The 16935-nt window shown below is 64.5% G+C and carries 15 protein-coding genes; 8 read left to right on the top strand and 7 right to left on the bottom strand.

Annotated elements, in window-relative coordinates; all coding sequences use genetic code 11:
* Nucleotides 1-46: 46 nt before the first annotated feature.
* From JY451_01865 to JY451_01855, 3 genes are read left to right on the top strand one after another with little or no spacing between them, the layout of a single operon-like run.
* Nucleotides 47-1537: a carotenoid oxygenase family protein gene (locus JY451_01865; GenBank protein QZH75392.1), complete on the top strand. Its 1491-nt coding sequence runs from the start codon at nucleotides 47-49 to the stop codon at nucleotides 1535-1537.
* Entirely contained in the window at nucleotides 1537-2811 is a 1275-nt protein-coding gene (locus JY451_01860) for a serine hydrolase (GenBank protein ID QZH75391.1), read from the top strand. Before JY451_01865 ends, JY451_01860 begins: the two co-directional genes overlap by 1 nt.
* On the top strand, nucleotides 2808-3281 hold the full coding sequence (locus tag JY451_01855) for a DUF3237 domain-containing protein (protein ID QZH75390.1): 474 nt from the start codon (nucleotides 2808-2810) through the stop codon (nucleotides 3279-3281). Before JY451_01860 ends, JY451_01855 begins: the two co-directional genes overlap by 4 nt.
* Here JY451_01855 and mdlC read toward each other — a convergent pair.
* The 7 genes from mdlC to JY451_01820 form a co-directional block, all read right to left on the bottom strand.
* Nucleotides 3274-4836, bottom strand: a complete 1563-nt coding sequence (gene mdlC / locus JY451_01850) for a benzoylformate decarboxylase (protein QZH75389.1) — start codon at nucleotides 4834-4836, stop codon at nucleotides 3274-3276. The two genes, JY451_01855 and mdlC, sit on opposite strands and share 8 nt — an antisense overlap.
* A complete protein-coding gene (locus JY451_01845; protein QZH76503.1) occupies nucleotides 4833-6476 on the bottom strand; it encodes an MFS transporter in 1644 nt (547 codons plus the stop codon). Before JY451_01845 ends, mdlC begins: the two co-directional genes overlap by 4 nt.
* A gap of 1 nt (nucleotide 6477) precedes the next feature.
* Nucleotides 6478-7338: an SDR family oxidoreductase gene (locus tag JY451_01840; GenBank protein ID QZH75388.1), complete on the bottom strand. Its 861-nt coding sequence runs from the start codon at nucleotides 7336-7338 to the stop codon at nucleotides 6478-6480.
* A 133-nt stretch (nucleotides 7339-7471) separates the two neighbouring features.
* Complete coding sequence (locus JY451_01835) at nucleotides 7472-8527, bottom strand: amidohydrolase (protein ID QZH75387.1); 1056 nt, start codon at nucleotides 8525-8527, stop codon at nucleotides 7472-7474.
* Nucleotides 8524-10089, bottom strand: coding sequence for an FAD-binding oxidoreductase (locus tag JY451_01830; GenBank protein ID QZH75386.1), 1566 nt, complete (start codon nucleotides 10087-10089; stop codon nucleotides 8524-8526). The genes JY451_01835 and JY451_01830 overlap by 4 nt, the downstream gene beginning before the upstream one ends.
* Before the next feature lie 37 nt (nucleotides 10090-10126).
* On the bottom strand, nucleotides 10127-11557 hold the full coding sequence (locus JY451_01825; protein ID QZH75385.1) for an NAD-dependent succinate-semialdehyde dehydrogenase: 1431 nt from the start codon (nucleotides 11555-11557) through the stop codon (nucleotides 10127-10129).
* A 52-nt stretch (nucleotides 11558-11609) separates the two neighbouring features.
* Nucleotides 11610-12350: a nuclear transport factor 2 family protein gene (locus JY451_01820; protein ID QZH75384.1), complete on the bottom strand. Its 741-nt coding sequence runs from the start codon at nucleotides 12348-12350 to the stop codon at nucleotides 11610-11612.
* 180 nt (nucleotides 12351-12530) lie between these two features.
* Here JY451_01820 and JY451_01815 point away from each other — a divergent pair, with 180 nt between their 5' ends.
* From JY451_01815 to JY451_01795, 5 genes are all read left to right on the top strand, one after another.
* Nucleotides 12531-12863: a hypothetical protein gene (locus JY451_01815; GenBank protein QZH76502.1), complete on the top strand. Its 333-nt coding sequence runs from the start codon at nucleotides 12531-12533 to the stop codon at nucleotides 12861-12863.
* A gap of 73 nt (nucleotides 12864-12936) precedes the next feature.
* Nucleotides 12937-13371 (top strand): hypothetical protein, encoded by a 435-nt coding sequence (locus tag JY451_01810; GenBank protein ID QZH75383.1) that lies wholly within the window; start codon nucleotides 12937-12939, stop codon nucleotides 13369-13371.
* A 59-nt stretch (nucleotides 13372-13430) separates the two neighbouring features.
* The gene (locus tag JY451_01805; protein QZH75382.1) at nucleotides 13431-14102 is read left to right on the top strand and encodes a glutathione S-transferase family protein; all 672 of its coding nucleotides are present in this window, start codon (nucleotides 13431-13433) and stop codon (nucleotides 14100-14102) included.
* Between the two features lie 124 nt (nucleotides 14103-14226).
* The gene (msrB, locus tag JY451_01800; protein QZH75381.1) at nucleotides 14227-14637 is read left to right on the top strand and encodes a peptide-methionine (R)-S-oxide reductase MsrB; all 411 of its coding nucleotides are present in this window, start codon (nucleotides 14227-14229) and stop codon (nucleotides 14635-14637) included.
* Nucleotides 14638-14740: 103 nt separating this feature from the next.
* Nucleotides 14741-16912 carry a PBP1A family penicillin-binding protein gene (locus JY451_01795; protein QZH75380.1) on the top strand — a complete coding sequence of 724 codons (2172 nt, stop codon included), beginning with the start codon at nucleotides 14741-14743 and terminating at the stop codon, nucleotides 16910-16912.
* Nucleotides 16913-16935: the final 23 nt, after the last annotated feature.

Raw genomic sequence — 16935 nt, 5'->3', positions numbered from 1 at the left:
TGAGATTGTTAGTGGAGCATACAATCTTGTGCAAGGAGAGGCACCGATGGCACAATTTCCCGATACCCCGAGCTTTACCGGATTCAACACCCCCAGCCGGATCGAGGCGGATATCGCCGATCTTCAGCACACCGGCACGATCCCGCCGGAGCTCGATGGGGCATTCTTTCGCGTGCAGCCCGATCCGCAGTTCCCGCCGCGGATGCACGACGATATCTCCTTCAACGGCGACGGGATGATCACCCGCTTTCATTTCCACGACGGGCAGTGCGATTTCCGCCAGCGCTGGGCGAAGACCGACAAGTGGAGGCTGGAGAATGCCGCCGGCGGGGCGCTGTTCGGCGCCTATCGCAATCCGCTGACTGACGACGAAAGCGTGAAAGGACAGATTCGCGGCACAGCCAACACCAATGCCTGGCTGTTCGGCGGCAAGCTCTGGGCGCTCAAGGAGGACAGCCCGGCGCTGGTGATGGACCCGGCAAGCATGGAAACGGTCGGCTACGAGAAATTCGGCGGCAAGATGACCGGCGAGACCTTTACCGCCCATCCCAAGCGCGATCCCGATAGCGGCAACATGGTCGCCATCGGTTACGCCGCGAGCGGGATGCACACCGACGACGTGACCTATTACGAGATCAGCCCCGAAGGCGAGCTGGTGCGCGAGGAATGGTTCAAGGTTCCCTACTACTGCATGATGCACGATTTCGCGATCACGCCCGATTATCTGGTGCTGCATATCGTGCCCAGCGTGGGCAGCTGGGAGCAGTTGGAGCAGGGCAAGCCGGCCTTCATGTTCGATACCACCAGGCCGGTCTATCTCGGCATTATCCCCCGCCGCGCGGGGCTTCAGCAGGACGATATCCGCTGGTTCAAGCGCGATAACTGCTTTGCCAGCCATACGATGAACGCCTGGCAGGACGGCACGAAGGTGCACATGGTGACGCCGGAATCGGCGAATAATTTCTTCCCGTTCTTCCCCGACATCCACGGCGCGCCGTTCAATCCGCAGGAAAGCGTGACCCACCTGACCGAATGGGTCGTGGACATGGCATCGAACGGCGAGGAATTCGCGGCGATCAACCGCCTGACCGAAACGTTCAGCGAATTCCCCCGCATCGACGATCGCTTCACCGGGCGCAAGAATCGCTACACCTGGGGGCTGGAAGTCGATTTCCGCCGCCCGATGGAAGCTGTCGGCGGCAGTGCGGGCGGGGCACCGATGAACTGCCTGTTCCTCAAGGATCTGGAGAGCGGCGCGGAAAGCCACTGGTGGGCGGGGCCGACCAGCACTTTGCAGGAACCCTGCTTCATCCCGCGCAGCCCAGATGCGCCCGAAGGCGACGGCTGGATCGTGCAGGTGTGCAATCGGCTGGCCGAGCATCGCAGCGACCTGCTGGTGTTCGACGCGCTCGATATCGAAAAAGGCCCGGTGGCGACAATCCAGGTGCCGATCCGCCTGCGTTTCGGCCTGCATGGCAATTTTGCGCGGAGCGAGGACATCGGGCTGAGCCGGGTGCAGCGGGCGGAAGCGGCCTGATGCGGCGCGCTCTGACTGGCGCGGCGCTGCTCGCCCTCGCGGTCCCCGCGCAGGCGCAGGAACAGGCACAGGATGGGGCATGGCGGCAGTGGGACGTGGCCGAGGGCTGCCGTGGTCTCGCCGTGCTTGACGATGCGCCTTCGGGGCCGGAACTGGCCTATCGCGACCCCTCGCCCGCCACCATCGCGATGCGGCGGCAATTGCTCAATCCGGAAGTCAATTCGTTCACTTTCCGCGAGGCGCACGAAGTCTTCGCCAACCGCAGCGTAAGCGCCGCAGACCTGCCGCGCGCATGGGAAGAGGCGCAGGGCTTCACAATGCCGGGCGACTATCCCGCCTTTGCCCATGCCACCCACACCGATGCCCTGCTGGTGCTGCGCGACGGGCAGATCGTGTTCGAGGACTATCGCAACCGCTTCGGCCCGGCGGAGCGGCACATCGGCTTCTCGATGTCGAAGACGATCGTTGCCATGCTGGTCGGGCAGGCGCTGGAACGCGGCGAGATCGCCTCACTCGACGATCCGGCGGAACGCTACTGGCCTGAACTGGCGGGTGGCGGCTACGAAGGCGTCACCATCCGCAACCTGCTGGAAATGCGTTCGGGCGCAGATATCGAGGAGCGCTACGACTTCGGCGAGAATCCAAGCCTTGCCGCCTGCATTCACGAAGCCGCCGTCGTCCTCAACCGTGCCCGCTTCGGCGATTTCGCGCTGGCCGTGGGGCGACGCGATGAGCCCGGCAGCAGCTTCAACTACGCCACGCTCGATATGGCCGTGCTGGGTCGGATACTGGAGAATGCCAGCGGCGAGCGGCTTGACCAGCTGACAACCCGGCGGCTGTGGCAGCCGCTTGGTGCTGAACATAACGGCTTCTGGCTGGCTGACGGACCCGTCGGCACCGGGCGCTCGCTGGCAGGCATGGGCTTCAACGCCACCCTGCGCGATTTCGCGCTGCTCGGGCAATTGCTGCTCGATGACGGCATGGCGGGCGAAACGCGCGTGCTGCCCGAAGGCTGGGTGGCGCAGATGACCGCGATGCGCCCGCTCGATCCGGCCAGCCCGCTCTCCGGCTACGGCTTCCAGACCTGGCAACTGGGCGACGCGCCGGGCGCCTATTCTGCCGTTGGCCTCGCCGGGCAGTATATCTACGTCCATCCCGCCAGCCGCACGGTGATCGTCAAGCTGAGCCACTATCCGCCGGGAGCGGAGCTGGACGGGGTGGTGGCCGACTACTTCGAGGCGGTGGCGAACACACCGATGGGAGCGAATCCATGACCGTGCGACCCACTCCTCCCGGCCTTGAATTTGTCTACGAAGCGGGCGGCGAACTCGAAGCGCCGCGCCAGATCGGGCAGACCTACGATGGCACGCGGCGGATCATTCCGATCCTGTCGGGCGGCTATGTGAAGGGGCCGCAGATCAAGGGTCAGCTGATGGGAAATTCGGCCGACTGGCAGCTCACCCGCGCCGACGGAGTGACCGTGGCCGATGCGATCTACGCCATCGAAACCGATGACGGCACGCTGATCCAGATCCGCAACCGCGGCCTGCGCCACGGCCCGCCGGAAGTGATGGCGCGACTGGTGGCGGGGGAGACCGTCGACCCGTCCGAATACTACTTCCGCACCGTGCCTGAATTCATCGCGCCGGTGGGCAAGTACGACTGGATGAACCGCTCGATCTTCATCTGCACCGGCGCGCGCTATGCCAGTTCGATCAAGCTGTGGGTGTGGCGGGTTACCTGATCCGGATATCGAGCAGCGTCGGTTCGTTTGCCGCGAAGCTCCATTCGAGTGCGGCGTCGATCTCTTCGACGTTTTCCACCCGGCGCGCTTCGAGGCCTTGGCCCTCGGCCAGCTTGACGAAGTCCAGCCCGGCCAGATCGCACCCGGGAACGTGGTTCATGCCGAATTCGCCGGAGAAGCCGGTCAACGCGGCATAGGCGGCGTTGTTCAGGATCAGGAAGCTGACCGGAAGCCCTTCCTGGTGCGCGGTAAACAGGCCCTGGATTGCATACATCGCGGCTCCATCGCCCAGCACGGCAATGACCTTGTCCTCCTGTGCCATTGCCACGCCCAGTGAGCCGGGGAGCGAATAGCCGAGGCCGCCGCTGGCGCAGGAGTAGAAGCCGCCCTCGCGGGTGATCGGCAGCACTTCGTGCTCCGGCCCGCGCGCTGTTGGAGCTTCCTCGACGATAATCGCCCGGTCCGGGCGCAGCGCGGCGACGCGCTTGAGGACATAGGCAGCAGTCATCCCCGGTTCGGGATTGGCGAGTACGCGCGGGCTGCCCGCGAAGGGCCGGGGGTTCACGCGCTTGGCGAGCTGCGCCAGCCCGTCCTCGACATCGCCGAGCACGCCCCCCGAACCTTTGGCACCTCCGGGCAGATTGGCGAGGTGTTGCGGGTCGTCACTCAGCACCATCAGCTTTGCATGCGGCGGCCAGTGCGGGCCTTCACCCTCGACATGCCAGGTGAACACCGGCGCGCCCGCAACGAGGATCGCATCGTGATCCTGCAGCATTGCGCGCAATTTGTCGCGCCAGGCAGGCAGGAACCCGGCGAATTGCGGGTGATCTTCGGGGAAAGTCTCGCGCGCGGCATAGGGCGCGGCATAGACGCTGGCGCCGCACTTCTCGGCCAGCCGGATTGCGCAGTTCCACCCGCCGCTGTTGGCGACGCCGGTGCCGAGCACCAGCGCGGGGTTCTCGCAAGGGTCGATGATCGCGGCCAAGGCTTCGATCCCGGTGGCGGAGGGCACGGCTTTGAGCACCAGATCGGGAAGATCGGGCATCGCGCATTCGCGTTCCCAGTCGTCGACCGGGATGGAGACGAACACCGGCCCCATCGGCGGAGTGACGGCGATGGCAAAGGCACGAGCGAGCGCGAGGGGCACATCCTCTGCCCGTGCGGGCTCGATGGAGTATTTGACGTAAGGGCGCGGGAATTCGCTCGGCCGTTCGGCATAGAGAAACGGGTCGAAGGGCAGGATCGAGCGTGCCTGTTGACCCGCCGTCACCACCACCGGTGCGTTGTTCTTCCACGCGGTGAACAGGTTGCCCAGCGAATGGCCGGTGCCCGCCGCCGAGTGCAGGTTGACCAGCGCGGGCCTGCCGCTGGCGCGGGCATAGCCATCGGCCATTCCCACCACCACCGCCTCGTTCAGCCCCATTACATAGGGGAAGGGCAGGCCCTTGAGCATCGGCAGTTCGGTGCTGCCGGGATTGCCGAACAATCGGTCCACGCCGTAATGCGCAAAGACGGCGAAAGCGGCATCGCGCACAGTCGCTTTGGCCGTGGTCATAGCTCTTCCCCGCCGCGCCGCGCGCGGTCGATCACGCTCGCCTCGTCTTTCTTGTAGCGCAGCATCACCACCACCAGCAGCAGCGCGATAACCGGCGCGACCCAGTTGATCGCCATGATCGCCCGCGCCAGATCGCCGCCGTTCCGGTCTGATACGATGCCTACGACGTACGGACCAAGCCCCTGGCCGAGCAGCGTCATGATGATGAGATAGGTCGAGAACATGATCCCGCGCATCCGTGGCAGCACCAGCCCTAGGATCAGCGTGTAGGTCGGCGGCAGCCACAGTGTCAGGATCAGGCTGTAGACGACGTAGCGCGTGTAAAACTCGCCGGTCGTTTCGGCGCTGAAGGTCCACAGCCCGGCGAACGGCGAGAGGCCGAGCGAGAGCAGCACCAGCCAGATCATTCCGCGCCCGCCCAGCTTCTTGCCGAGCAGGTCGGTCAGCGGCCCTGCAACCAGCGCACCGATCGTGGCGAGCAGAGCGGAGAGCAGGCCGAACTGCACGCCCGCTTCCGCTGTGGTCAGTTCGAACTTGCGGATCAGCAGCGAGGGGGTGAAGCCCATGATGCCGTAATTGATCGCGGTTTGCAGCCCGCCCACCACCATCAGCAGGATCAGCGAGGGATTGAGCGCGACGTGATAGGTCGGCTTGTCGGTCAGCTTGAAGCTCTGGAACAGGTTCAGCACCACGAAGGCGCCGAAGGCCATCACGCTCCATTGCAGCACGTGCGGATTGAGCGTGAAGCTGCCGAAATCGAGCGGCGGGCGGGGGGAGAAGGCACCCGTCACCTGCACCATTGTCGCACAGACGGCGAGGATGAGGGCAAGGCCGCCAAGGTTGATCGCCCACTGCCGCGCCCCGGCATCGTGCCGCCAGAGGAAATACCAGTTGGCTGCGGGGGTCACTGCGGCGAGCACGCCCGCGCTGGCTTTGAAAGGCGCGGGATCAGGCTTGGTGACGATCCCGTCCATCGCTCCGCGCGTCGGTTCGCGCAGGCGGTAGATCAGCCAGGCGAGCGGGAAACCCGGCAGTGCGGCAACAAGGAAGGCGAATTGCCAGCCCCGGAACCCCAGCGGAGCGCCGCCTTCTGAATAGCGCAGGTCCCACCATTCGGCGGCAATCCCGCCCAGCGCCATCGACAAGCCGAGTCCCAGCGCGAGTCCCACGCCGAGGCCGCCCATCGCCAGACCGCGGCGGCTCTTGGGCAGGCTGTCGAACAGGATCGAGTTGGCAGCAGGCTGCGTCGCCCCTTCGCCGATGCCCACGCCCAGCCGCGAAATCGCCAGCAGGGTAAAGCCGGATGCAAAGGCGGCAAGCCCGGCAAAGAAGCTCCAGCCCGCAAGGCAGATCGCAAGCAGCTTCGTGCGCACCCAGCCGTCTACCAGCCGCCCCAGCGGTAACGAGAACAGCGCATAGAACAGCGCGAAGACCGTGCCGTAGAGCAGCCCCATTTCCGCATCGCCGATGTCGAGGTCGGTGCGGATATCCTGCGCGAGGATGGCGAGGATCTGCCGGTCGAGCAGGCTCATCATCTGCGCCGCGCTCATAAGAATGATAGCGTGCCAGCCGTAGCGGGAAATGCGGTCGTCATTACCCGCCGCCGGAGTACTAGAAACCGGCGGCGGATCCAGCGGCATGTCAGCCATTCGCGAGGGCTTGGTTTATGGTGATCGAGACCGGAATGGTATGATCGCCGATGATTTCGCTCAGTGTCTTGGAGTAATCCTCCAGCGCGCCCTTGCTGGTGGCAAAGGCACTGTCCGCCAGCATCGCGGCGATTGGGGCGGGCAGGCCCTGCGTTTCGAGCAGCGCGGCGTAGTCTTCCGGCGGCAAGTCTTCATAGACCACCGGCTTGCCGCTCTGCTTGCTCAGTTCGGCGGCGAAATCGTCCATCGTCCAGCTGGCATCGCCCGCCAGTTCGAGCACTTCGCCGCCATCGGCATTGACCAGCACCTGCGCGGCGGCAATCGCGTAATCGTCGCGCGCGGCGGAGGAAATCCGCCCGTCGCCCTGCGATCCGTAGATCACCCCGGCTTCGATCTGCGCGGCGAGTGCGCCGGTGAAATTCTCGTTGTACCAGCCATTGCGCAGCAGGCTGTGCGGCACCTCGCTGGCGGCGAGCGCAGCCTCTGTGGCACGGTGCCCCTTGGCGAGGCCGATTGGCGATTCGGGCGCATGGAGGATCGAGGTGTACGCGATGAACTGCACACCCGCGCGGCCCGCCGCGTCGATCACCGCCTGATGCTGCTCTACCCGCTTGTCCACCTCATTACCTGAAATCAGCAGCAGCCGGTCCACGCCAGCCAGCGCCGCATCGAGCGAGGCGACATCGCCGTAATCCGCGCGCCGCACTTCCACCCCCTTCGCCGCCACGTCCGCCAGCTTGGAAGTATCGCGCGCCAGTGCCACGATTTCGTCCGGCTCGACCATGTCCAGCAATTCGGCCAGCACCAGCCGACCCAATTTGCCCGAAGCTCCGGTTACCGCATATGTCGTCATGTCTTGTCTCCCCATTCCCTGTTTCGTCATTGCGAGCATAGCGAAGCAATCCAGTCCTGCCCTAGCGCGAAGTCACTACCAGCGGGACTGGATTGCCGCGTCGCCTGCGGCTCCTCGCAATGACGAAGATGGATCATATTCCAAACAGCTTCTCCGCATTGCTCTGGAAAAACTTCATCTTCCGCTCCTGCGGCATGTCCATCGCGTCGAGCAGGCGTACCTCATCGGTCACGAATTGATAGGGGTAGTCCATCGCGTAGAGCACGCGGTCTTCGCCCATCACGTCCATCATCAGCCGGATCGAGGCGGGGGAGGGGAGGCCCGAATTGGTGCCCCAGACATTGGTGCGCAGGTAATGGTGCAGGCTGTGCTGGAGCGGCTTGAGCCGCTCGTACCGCCCCGAACGTAATCCGGCGTTGAACATGTAATTGAAGCGGTCGATCCAGAACGGCAGCCCCTCGCAGCCGTGGCCGAGCACCAGCTTGAGCGAAGGATAGCGGTCGAACACGCCCGTCGTCAGCATCCGCAGCGCGTGGTAGCTGGTCTCCACCGCAAAGCCGAAAATCGCGCCCTCCAGCCCGGCTTCCACCATGCCGCCGATCATCGCGTCCGGCGGGCCCTGCGGGTGGATGTAGAGCGGTATGTCGAGATCGGCGCAGGTGCGCAGGATCGGATCGAACTGCGGCTCGTCGAGATAATGCCCCTGCGTGTGGCTGTTCACCTGCACGCCGACAAATCCCAGCTCCTCCTTCCCGCGCCGCAATTCCGCTGCCGACCATTCGGGGTCCTGCGGGCACACCGCGGTCATGCCGTGGAAGCGGGTGGGATAACGCTCGCAGGCGTCCTTGAGCCGATCGTTGGCGCGAGTGACGATGCCCTTCGCCTCGTCCAGATCGAACAGCGACTGCACGCCCGGGCTGGTGAGCGCCAGCACCGCCTTGTCGATCCCGCTTTCGTCCATCGCCTGGATGCGCAGTTCGCCAATATCGAGCAGCCGCTCGCGGATGAATGTGGTGCGTTCACTGGGGCTGGTGCCGTAAAAGCCCCACAGGCTGACGGTGCCCTTGTCCGCGCGGCCTTCCTTCACCAGCCGCAGGATGGCATCGAGCTGCTCCTGCGTGGCAAAGGCTTCTTCGGTGGCGATCCGCAGATAGCCGTACTGGCCACCGGTTTTGAGTTCGGTCGTCATGTGTCACTCCGCATATGTGCAGGCCAAATGCCCTGTTTGCCCGGCGACAATATGCCGTTCGGGTCCACGCAGTCCTTGATCTTCTCGGCGAAGCGGCGCTGGATGCTGTCGTTGAAATCATAGAGCGAGGCGACTTCGTCCATGAAGTCGAGGTGGCTGCGGTATTCGCCGTAGCCCAATTCCGCCGCCGGGCCGAGCATCGCCTTGGTCGCGGCATAGGCCTCGCGGGTCTGCGCCTCGTTCTTGGTGTCGAACACGATCAGCGCAACGTGGATCATGGAGCGTTTGCCGACGATGATCGCCGCGCCATAATCCAGCCCGCGCTCGTTGAGCACGCAGCGAGCGAGATCGCGGATCGCCACGCCATGCTGGCCGGCAATCGGCATGGCGCAGGAAAAGCCGATGTGTCCGCCTTCCTCGCCGCCGTACCATTTTGTCATCTGATCGAGCGCCATCGACGGGATCCCCGCCTGCACCACGTGGTGCGGGTTGTGCATTTCGGGCAGGTTGTGGCCGTCATATTCCTCGAACATTACCGAGCCGCCGGGGATCGACGTCAGCGCACGTTCGATCTTGGCGCGGTTGTGCGCCACCACCGGGGCATCGCCCTGCACCGCAAAGCGCATCACCCAGCGCCCGAAACCCGGCTGGGCGGCGATCTTGTCGATCACTTCTTCGGGGATGGAATCCGCGCCCTGGTACCACTCCTTGCGCTCGGCAAAGGCGCTGGCGGCGCAGACCGCATTGATGATCATCGGCTGGTTGGAGATCGTCCCGTCGATCATCAGCGGGCGCAGCACTTCGAGGAAAGTGCCGTAATGCTCTTCGTTGTCGAGCATGAACCAGCCGGGGCAATAGACTTCGGGCGCGTGCATCAGCGCCACGCCCATCTTGGTGACCACGCCGAAATTGGACTGGGTGAAAATCCCGTCCCAGCTCGGCCCCGCCGAATGCGGATAGACCAGCCAGTTGGTCGGGTTGCGCATCCCGCCCATGCCGGTGCGCAGGATCTCGCCATCGGGCAGCACCACTTCCAGGCCGCAATGCTGGCCCCAGTGATCGCCCAGCGGGGTATAGCCGACGCCGTGTTCGAGCGCGTTGCCGATGATCGATCCGCCGCCAAGGTCGGGGCAAGACATCCACAGCTTCGATCCGGTCGCCTTGAGGTGATCGTAAAGATCGAAAAAGCGTACGCCGGGCTCGACCAGCGCCATGCAATTGTCCTCGTCCACTTCGAGCACGCGGTTCATCCGCCGCAGCGACATGGTGAAGCTTTCAGACACCCGCGGCGCGCCGCCTCCGTAGCCCTTGTTGCGGCCCTGGCTGCTGGTCCAGATCGGAGTGCCGTGCTCGTTGGCGATGCGGAGGACGGCCTGCACTTCCTCGACGCTGCCGGGCATCAGCACCGCGCCGGGGCGGTACCAGTCGGTTTGCGGACCCATTGGATCGCCGTGATCGGCCATCGCTTCGCGCGTAGTCAGCACGTGTTCGCTGCCCAGTGCCGCTTCCATCGCCGCCAGCGCGGCACTGGTGATCGTGGTTCTCGAAGTGATCGCGTCCATATGTCCTCTCCCCAGAGTTTGGCGCTGTCTTGTCTGGCTAGGCCTCGTGCACGGTCTTCACCACCATGCAGGCGCGCACGCCTTCCGGTCCGTCCTCGCTGCCGTGGCCGGACCATTGCACCCCGCCAAACGGCGCATCGGCACCGCCGACCACGTGGCTGTTGATGCCGATCATGCCCGCCTCAAGCTCGGCTGCCAGGCGACGCTGGCGCTGGGCATTGTCGGTCCAGGCATAGGCGGCGAGGCCATAGGGCAGGCGGTTGGCTTCGGCGATCATGTCCGCCTCGGTGCGGTAGGGATTGACGAGCGCCATCGGGCCGAACGGTTCCTCGTTCATCACCTGCGCGTCCAGAGGCACTTCGCTCAGCACGGTGGGCTGGAAGTAATAGCCCTGATTGCCGATCCGCTCGCCGCCGGTGTTGACCGTCGCGCCCTTGGCGCGCGCATCGGCGACGAATTTCTCCATCGCATCGGGGCGGCGCGGATTGGCCATCGGGCCCATCTGCGTGCCGTCCGCCAGCCCGTCACCGATCTTCGTCGCCGCGAGCCGCTCGGCCATCCCGTCGCGGAAGCGTTCGAACACGTCTTCCTGTACGATGAAGCGGGTGGGTGAAACGCAGACCTGCCCGGCGTTGCGGGTCTTGCCCGGTGCAGCGGTGGCGAGCACGCGGTCCACGTCGATATCGTCGAACACCAGCACCGGCCCGTGGCCGCCCAGTTCCATCGTGGTGCGGATCATGTTGTCCGCCGCCAGCTTGGCGAGGTGCTTGCCGACCACGGTGGAGCCGGTGAAGGAGAGCTTGCGGATCACCGGCGAGCCGAGCAGGTGGCGGCTCACTTCGTCGGGCACGCCGAACACCGCCTGCGCCACGCCTTGCGGCAGGCCCGCATCGAGCAATGCCTGCAACACGCCGAGCGCGCTGGCAGGAGTTTCCTCCGCGCTCTTGAGGATGATCGAACAGCCCGCCGCAATTGCCGCGCCGAGCTTGCGCCCCGGATTGCCGAGCGGGAAGTTCCACGGCGCGAAGGCGGCGACCGGACCGACCGGCTCCCACCGCACGGTCGCCCGCTGGCCCACCGGGCGCACCAGTTCGCGGCCATAGAGGCGCGAAGTTTCCCCGGCGGCGAAGTTGAACCAGCCGACCACCATCCCGACTTCCATCTTCGCTTCGGCGAAGGGCTTGCCTTGCTCCATCGTCGCAATGCGCGCCAGATCGTCGCTGCGTTCGAGGATCAGCCGCGCGGCCCCCTGCAACACGGCGGAGCGTTCCTGCGGGGTGGAATGGCGCCACCTCGCGAATCCCTTCTGCGCCACGTCCAGCGCCCGGTCGAGATCGTCGGCATCGGCCAGCGGCAATTCGCCCAGCGTCGCGCCGGTGGCGGGATTGACCACCGCATGGGTGCGCCGACCGCCGCCGGTGACCTGCTCGCCGTCGATGCTCATGTGGAGGGTGGGGTACTGGGTCATCACAATCTCCGTTGGGCCAGCGACTGTTCGGCGGGCCTTGCTGGCGCGAGCGTTAGCCTTTCGCCGCCGCGCGCGCCACATCGCCTTCCCAGCGATCCGCCAGCATTTCCTCACCCGTGATCGGGTGCTTCATGTGGAAGGGCAGCAGCTTGTGCGTCGGCCACAGCCAGTGATCGTCGATCAAGGCGTCCGGCCCGCTCGGATCTTCGGGGTAGAGCACCTTCGGGAAGGGCACATATTCCGCCTCGGTATAGGCCCAGCCCTTCTCGAAATCGGCGTGCCAGTGGGGGAAGTAATTGAGCACGTGGATGCGCCACTTGCCGTCCGCGCCCTTCTTGTAGGTATTCTCGTAGAGGCCGCCTTCCCACCATTGGCGCACCTTTTCCCACGGCTGCTCGCCCTGGTAATCGACATGGCGACCAGCTTGCATCGTCGAACGCCCGCGCAGCCGCGCGGTGACGCCGTCAGGATCGATATCGATGATCGTCTGGATCTGCGGGTGATCGAGCAGGAAACCGTCAATCGGGCCGTTGGTGTTGTGGGTGAAGCGCTTGCGGAAGCGATCGATGTAGAGCCGCGCGACACCGGCCTTGCCCTTCCAGACCCCGCCGAAGAAGCGCACTTCGCCGTCATCGGTGAACAGGTCCACCACCTGGTCGTACATGCATTTGTCGATCAGGTAGCCGTAGAGATATTGCAGCTTCTTCACGTCCAGCTCGTCCTCGCGGACGATCAGGCGGGTTTCCAGCGCGGCGAGCTTCGCCTCCAGCGCGGCGATACGGTCTTCCGACATCACGACTCTCCCAATTCGTATGTTCCACTTACAATTGTGGGAGCGGGCGGATAGAGTCAATCTTGTTGGGAGGAGAGGGAACTTAACGGGGATGCCGAAGCATTCATCTCCGGTTTCGCGGCACCCGTTTAGTTGCGCCATTTCGTGTCAATTCTACCGATACAGAAGGAAGATGCATTGATCCTCCCCACCCTCGCCCTGCTCGCTGCGCTCAATCAGAGTGCCCCGACTCCGCTCAGCCTCGAACACCGGATGTTGCTGCGCTGTTCGGCGGCTTTTGCTACCGTGGCGCAAGGCCAGGCCAACGGCAGCGCCGAGGCGCTGGTCTATCCGGACCTGCGGGAAAACGGGCGCGAATTCTTCGTCAGCGCCAGCGCGCAAGTGATGGACGAAGCCGGACTGGACCGCGAGCAGATTGCTGCGGCGCTGGCCACCGAAGCGCAGGACTTGCGCGGCAGCGAGACCCTTGAGCAGATCATGCCGGCCTGCCTCGCACTGCTACCCGCTGCGTAACCTCCGCCGTTCAGACATACGCAAGCGAAACTGAATTAGGCACTCCCGCCGAATCGCTTACCGGAGATATTTAATGCGTATTGCCGCTGCCGCTGTCGCCTTGATGGCCGTCACCCTGCCGGGGCACGCCTTCGCGCAAGACGCTGGCGAAAGCGACCTCACTTCCGCCGTCGAAACCATGTCCGATCCCGCCACCCAGGAGCAGGCGGCGCTGATGGCGGCCATGCTGGTGGGCGCGCTGATGGAAATGCCCGTCGCCCCACTCGCGGAAGCGGTTTCGACGATGGCGGGCGAGGATTCTCCAGCCATCGATCCCGACGCGCGGGTGCGCGATTACGTCGGCCCGGAGGCCGCGCGCGCGCCCGAGGTCGTTGCCGAACGGCTTCCCGAAATGATGGAAGCGATGGCCGGAATGGCAGGAGCTTTCGAGCAGATGCTGCCGCAATTGCGCGAACTGGCCGAGCGCCTGCCCCAGAATCCACAGGGCGAAGAGCCGCAAACTCGTTGATATCGGGGGAAACGGCGCTGGACCGCTCTCTGCGCTTGGGGCAATAGCCTAGGCCACCTATGTGGCACCTGTATCATTTCCCGCTCTGTCCGTTCAGCCGCAAGGTCCAGCTCGCGCTGGGCGAAAAGGCGGTGCCCTATGAGCTTGTTACGCTCTTCCCGTGGTCTGCGGGCGAGGAATTCCGCCAGGTGAATCCGGCCGGTACGGTCCCTGTGCTGGACGATCCAGTCAAGAAAATTACCCTGTGCGACAGCCAGGTGATTTGTGAATACCTGGAAGAGACCGTGGACGACCGCCCGCTGATGCTGGGCACGGCGAAGGCGCGGGCGGAAATCCGGCGGCTGGTGGCGCTGTTCGATCAGAGCTTTTACGCCAGCATCACCGGGCCGCTGTTGCACGAAAAGATGAAGAAGCGGCTGGTGCTGCGACAATCGCCCGACAGCCGGGTGCTGCGCGAAACGATGCGGCTGCTGCACGAACACCTCGATTATATCGACTGGCTGGTGGATAATCGCCGCTGGATTGCGGGCGGGCAGCTGAGCCTCGCCGATTTTGCCGCAGCAGCACAGCTTTCGGTGGTCGACTACCTCGACGGGATCGACTGGTCCGACCACGAAAGTGCGCACGAATGGTACCGCGTGATGAAAAGCCGCCCCAGCTTCGCGCCGCTGCTGCGCCAGAAGATGGACGGCCTTCCGGCGCCCAAGCACTACGCGGATGTAAACGCTTAGCTTGTTTCACGCGGAGACGCGGGGGACGCGGAGAGGTCGGCAATTTCTCCCCGCGTCTCCGCGTGCAAAACCTTTGCAGCTTCGAAGCGAACCACCATATTGCGGACAAAGGAGCCTCACCCCGATGACCGAAAAGATCACCCTCACCGAAGCCGAATGGCGCGAGAAGCTGACGCCGGAGCAATATCATGTGCTGCGCGAAGCCGGGACCGAGCGGGCCTTCACCGGCAAGTACGAGAAGAACAAGGCCGCAGGCGAATACCTGTGCGCCGGATGCGGGCAGCCGCTGTTCGAGAGTCAGGCCAAGTATGACAGCGGTTCCGGCTGGCCCAGCTTCACCAATCCTGCCGATGAAGACGCAGTCGCCATCCACCGTGATATGTCGCACGGCATGGTCCGCACCGAAGTGGTTTGCGCGAAGTGCGAGGGCCATCTGGGCCACGTATTCCCCGATGGCCCCGGGCCGGAGGGCCTACGCTACTGCATCAATTCGGCCTCGCTCCACTTCGAACCGGAGGATAAAGCGGGCGATTAGGGAAGAGGGCCGTTCACGCCCGATTACACTTGCATTATGCAGGGCGCGTGTCCGATGGGATTGGCATGAGCCTGAGTGCTCGCTGGCGGGAATGTAAAGGCTGATGGCCACTCCACGGGGCACGCGCTCCAGAAAAGCAAAAGCAAGAAAGCTCCAGCCAGCCGGCTGGAAGGCCGGGCTGTGGCGCTGGACCAAGCGGCTGATGATCGTTGGCGTGGTGGCGGGCGTGCTCGGCATGATCGCTCTGTTCACCTCGGTCTATTTCGCCGCGCAATCGATGCCGAGTTTCGCCGAACTGAAGCGAAGCCCGAACGGCCAGACCATTCTGGTGCGCGCGCGCGATGGATCGGAAATTGTCGAACTGGGGCCCAGCTTCGGGGAGTGGCTCGATGCAGACGAAATCCCGCAGGTGATGAAGGATGCGATGATTTCGGTGGAAGATCACCGGTTCTACTCGCATCCCGGCGTGGATCCTGCGGGATTGGCGCGCGCTGTCTATAACGCCATCGACGAAGACCGGCAGGTCAGCGCCACGTCCACGATCAGCCAGCAACTGGCGCGCAACATTTTCCTCAATTCCAATCGCTCGATGGGTCGGAAACTGCGAGAAGCAGTGCTGGCGATGGCGCTTGAATGGAATTTCACCAAGGACGAGATTCTCGAACTCTATCTCAACAAGGTCTATTTCGGCGGCGGCGCCTATGGCATCGATTCCGCCAGCCGCCGGTTCTTCAGCCATTCGGCGCGTGAACTAAGCCTGGAAGAAGCCGCGATCATCGCCGGGCTGGTGAAGGCCCCCAGCCGCTATTCTCCCACCGCAGATGTGCAGGCAGCGGTGGACCGTGCGAACGTGGTGATCGGGCAAATGGTTCTGTATGGCGATCTCGATCCGGCGGTGGCGCGCGAGGTGGATGTCGAAGCAGTCAACCTGCGCGAGACCGAGGGCCAGAATTCGATCCGCTATTTCACCGACTGGGCGTTGCCGCAGCTCGACCTGCTGCTACCCGATGGCAATTTCGAGCCGATTGAGGTCTGGACCACGCTCGATGTCGGGATGCAGCGCGCGGCGACCGCCTCCATCCAGGCCAATGCGCCAAGCGGCGCACAGGGGGCGCTTGTCAGCCTCGACCGGGACGGTGCAGTGCTGGCGCTGGTGGGCGGCACCGACTACGTTACCAGCAATTACAATCGCGCGACCGACGCGATGCGGCAGCCGGGTTCGTCGTGGAAGCTGTTCGTCTATCTTGCCGCGCTCGAAGCAGGCTTCACGCCGGACGACCGGGTCAACGATGTCCCGGTGACGATCAACGGCTGGAGCCCGCGCAATTCGGGCGGCAGCTACGCGGGTGAGATCGACGTACGCACTGCCTTTGCCTATTCGAAGAATTCGGTGGCGGCGCAGCTCGGCAACGATGTCGGCTTTTCCAATGTCGCCAGCATGGCGCGGCGGTTCGGCATCACTACGCCGATTTCCACCGTTCCATCGATGGTTCTGGGTTCCAATGAAGTTCGCCTGATCGACATGACCCGCGCGTTTGCGGCGGTATCGGCGGGGGGCAACTCGGTCGAACCCTATGGCATCGTCCGAGTGACGACGGCCGACGGGGATGAGCTGTTCCGCCACGAGCAGGCGCGCTCTTATCGGCTGGTGCCTGATTATGTCGCAGCGGGAATCACCGACCTGTTGCAGACGGCGGTCGCCACCGGCACCGGGCGCGCGGCGCAGATCGGCCGCCCCGTGGCGGGCAAGACCGGGACCACCAATACCAATCGCGATGGCTATTTCGTCGGTTTTTCCAGCGGCATCACCACCGGCGTATGGATGGGGCGCGATGACAATGCTGCGGTTTCCGGCCTGCAGGGCGGGACAGCGCCGGCGCGCGCATTCGCTGCCTATATGCGCCATGCGGTGCGTGATCGCCCGGTGGAGGAATTCGAGACCGACCTTCAACTACCCGACTGGCAACTCGAAGCCGATGATGAATTCCTGCTCGAGGGCGAGGAGGATTATTACTATTACATCGATGAGCAGGGGAACCTGGTCGAACCCGGTCGCACCAGCCGCCCGCGCGAGGATGGCTTCGATGTCGAGGGCGAACGGCCCGGGGTGCGGCGCGATCCGCTCGATCCGGCGGGAAGCGGCTCGTCGCCGCCGAAGCCGCCCCCGGCCGCCAGCGACGATTTCCTTGAGCGGGCGACCGGCCAGGAACTACCCCGCGATCGCCCGCAGCAGCGGGTTCCGGCGGACGATCTGTATAACGAGCGGCGGTTCTAACAGCCGACAGCAAAACGCCCGGC

The sequence above is a fragment of the Erythrobacter sp. genome (assembly GCA_019739335.1).
In the GTDB taxonomy this organism is placed as follows: domain Bacteria; phylum Pseudomonadota; class Alphaproteobacteria; order Sphingomonadales; family Sphingomonadaceae; genus Alteraurantiacibacter.
The sequence above is the reverse complement of the archived record's forward strand: the minus strand, read 5'-3'. Positions and strand labels throughout refer to the sequence as shown.

Coding starts and splice junctions, on each gene's coding strand:
- JY451_01865 (QZH75392.1), top strand. CDS start 47: ATGGCACAATTTCCCGATACCCCGAGCTTTACCGGATTCAACACCCCC.
- JY451_01860 (QZH75391.1), top strand. CDS start 1,537: ATGCGGCGCGCTCTGACTGGCGCGGCGCTGCTCGCCCTCGCGGTCCCC.
- JY451_01855 (QZH75390.1), top strand. CDS start 2,808: ATGACCGTGCGACCCACTCCTCCCGGCCTTGAATTTGTCTACGAAGCG.
- mdlC (QZH75389.1), bottom strand. CDS start 4,836: ATGACCACGGCCAAAGCGACTGTGCGCGATGCCGCTTTCGCCGTCTTT.
- JY451_01845 (QZH76503.1), bottom strand. CDS start 6,476: ATGCCGCTGGATCCGCCGCCGGTTTCTAGTACTCCGGCGGCGGGTAAT.
- JY451_01840 (QZH75388.1), bottom strand. CDS start 7,338: ATGACGACATATGCGGTAACCGGAGCTTCGGGCAAATTGGGTCGGCTG.
- JY451_01835 (QZH75387.1), bottom strand. CDS start 8,527: ATGACGACCGAACTCAAAACCGGTGGCCAGTACGGCTATCTGCGGATC.
- JY451_01830 (QZH75386.1), bottom strand. CDS start 10,089: ATGGACGCGATCACTTCGAGAACCACGATCACCAGTGCCGCGCTGGCG.
- JY451_01825 (QZH75385.1), bottom strand. CDS start 11,557: ATGACCCAGTACCCCACCCTCCACATGAGCATCGACGGCGAGCAGGTC.
- JY451_01820 (QZH75384.1), bottom strand. CDS start 12,350: ATGTCGGAAGACCGTATCGCCGCGCTGGAGGCGAAGCTCGCCGCGCTG.
- JY451_01810 (QZH75383.1), top strand. CDS start 12,937: ATGCGTATTGCCGCTGCCGCTGTCGCCTTGATGGCCGTCACCCTGCCG.
- JY451_01805 (QZH75382.1), top strand. CDS start 13,431: ATGTGGCACCTGTATCATTTCCCGCTCTGTCCGTTCAGCCGCAAGGTC.
- msrB (QZH75381.1), top strand. CDS start 14,227: ATGACCGAAAAGATCACCCTCACCGAAGCCGAATGGCGCGAGAAGCTG.
- JY451_01795 (QZH75380.1), top strand. CDS start 14,741: ATGGCCACTCCACGGGGCACGCGCTCCAGAAAAGCAAAAGCAAGAAAG.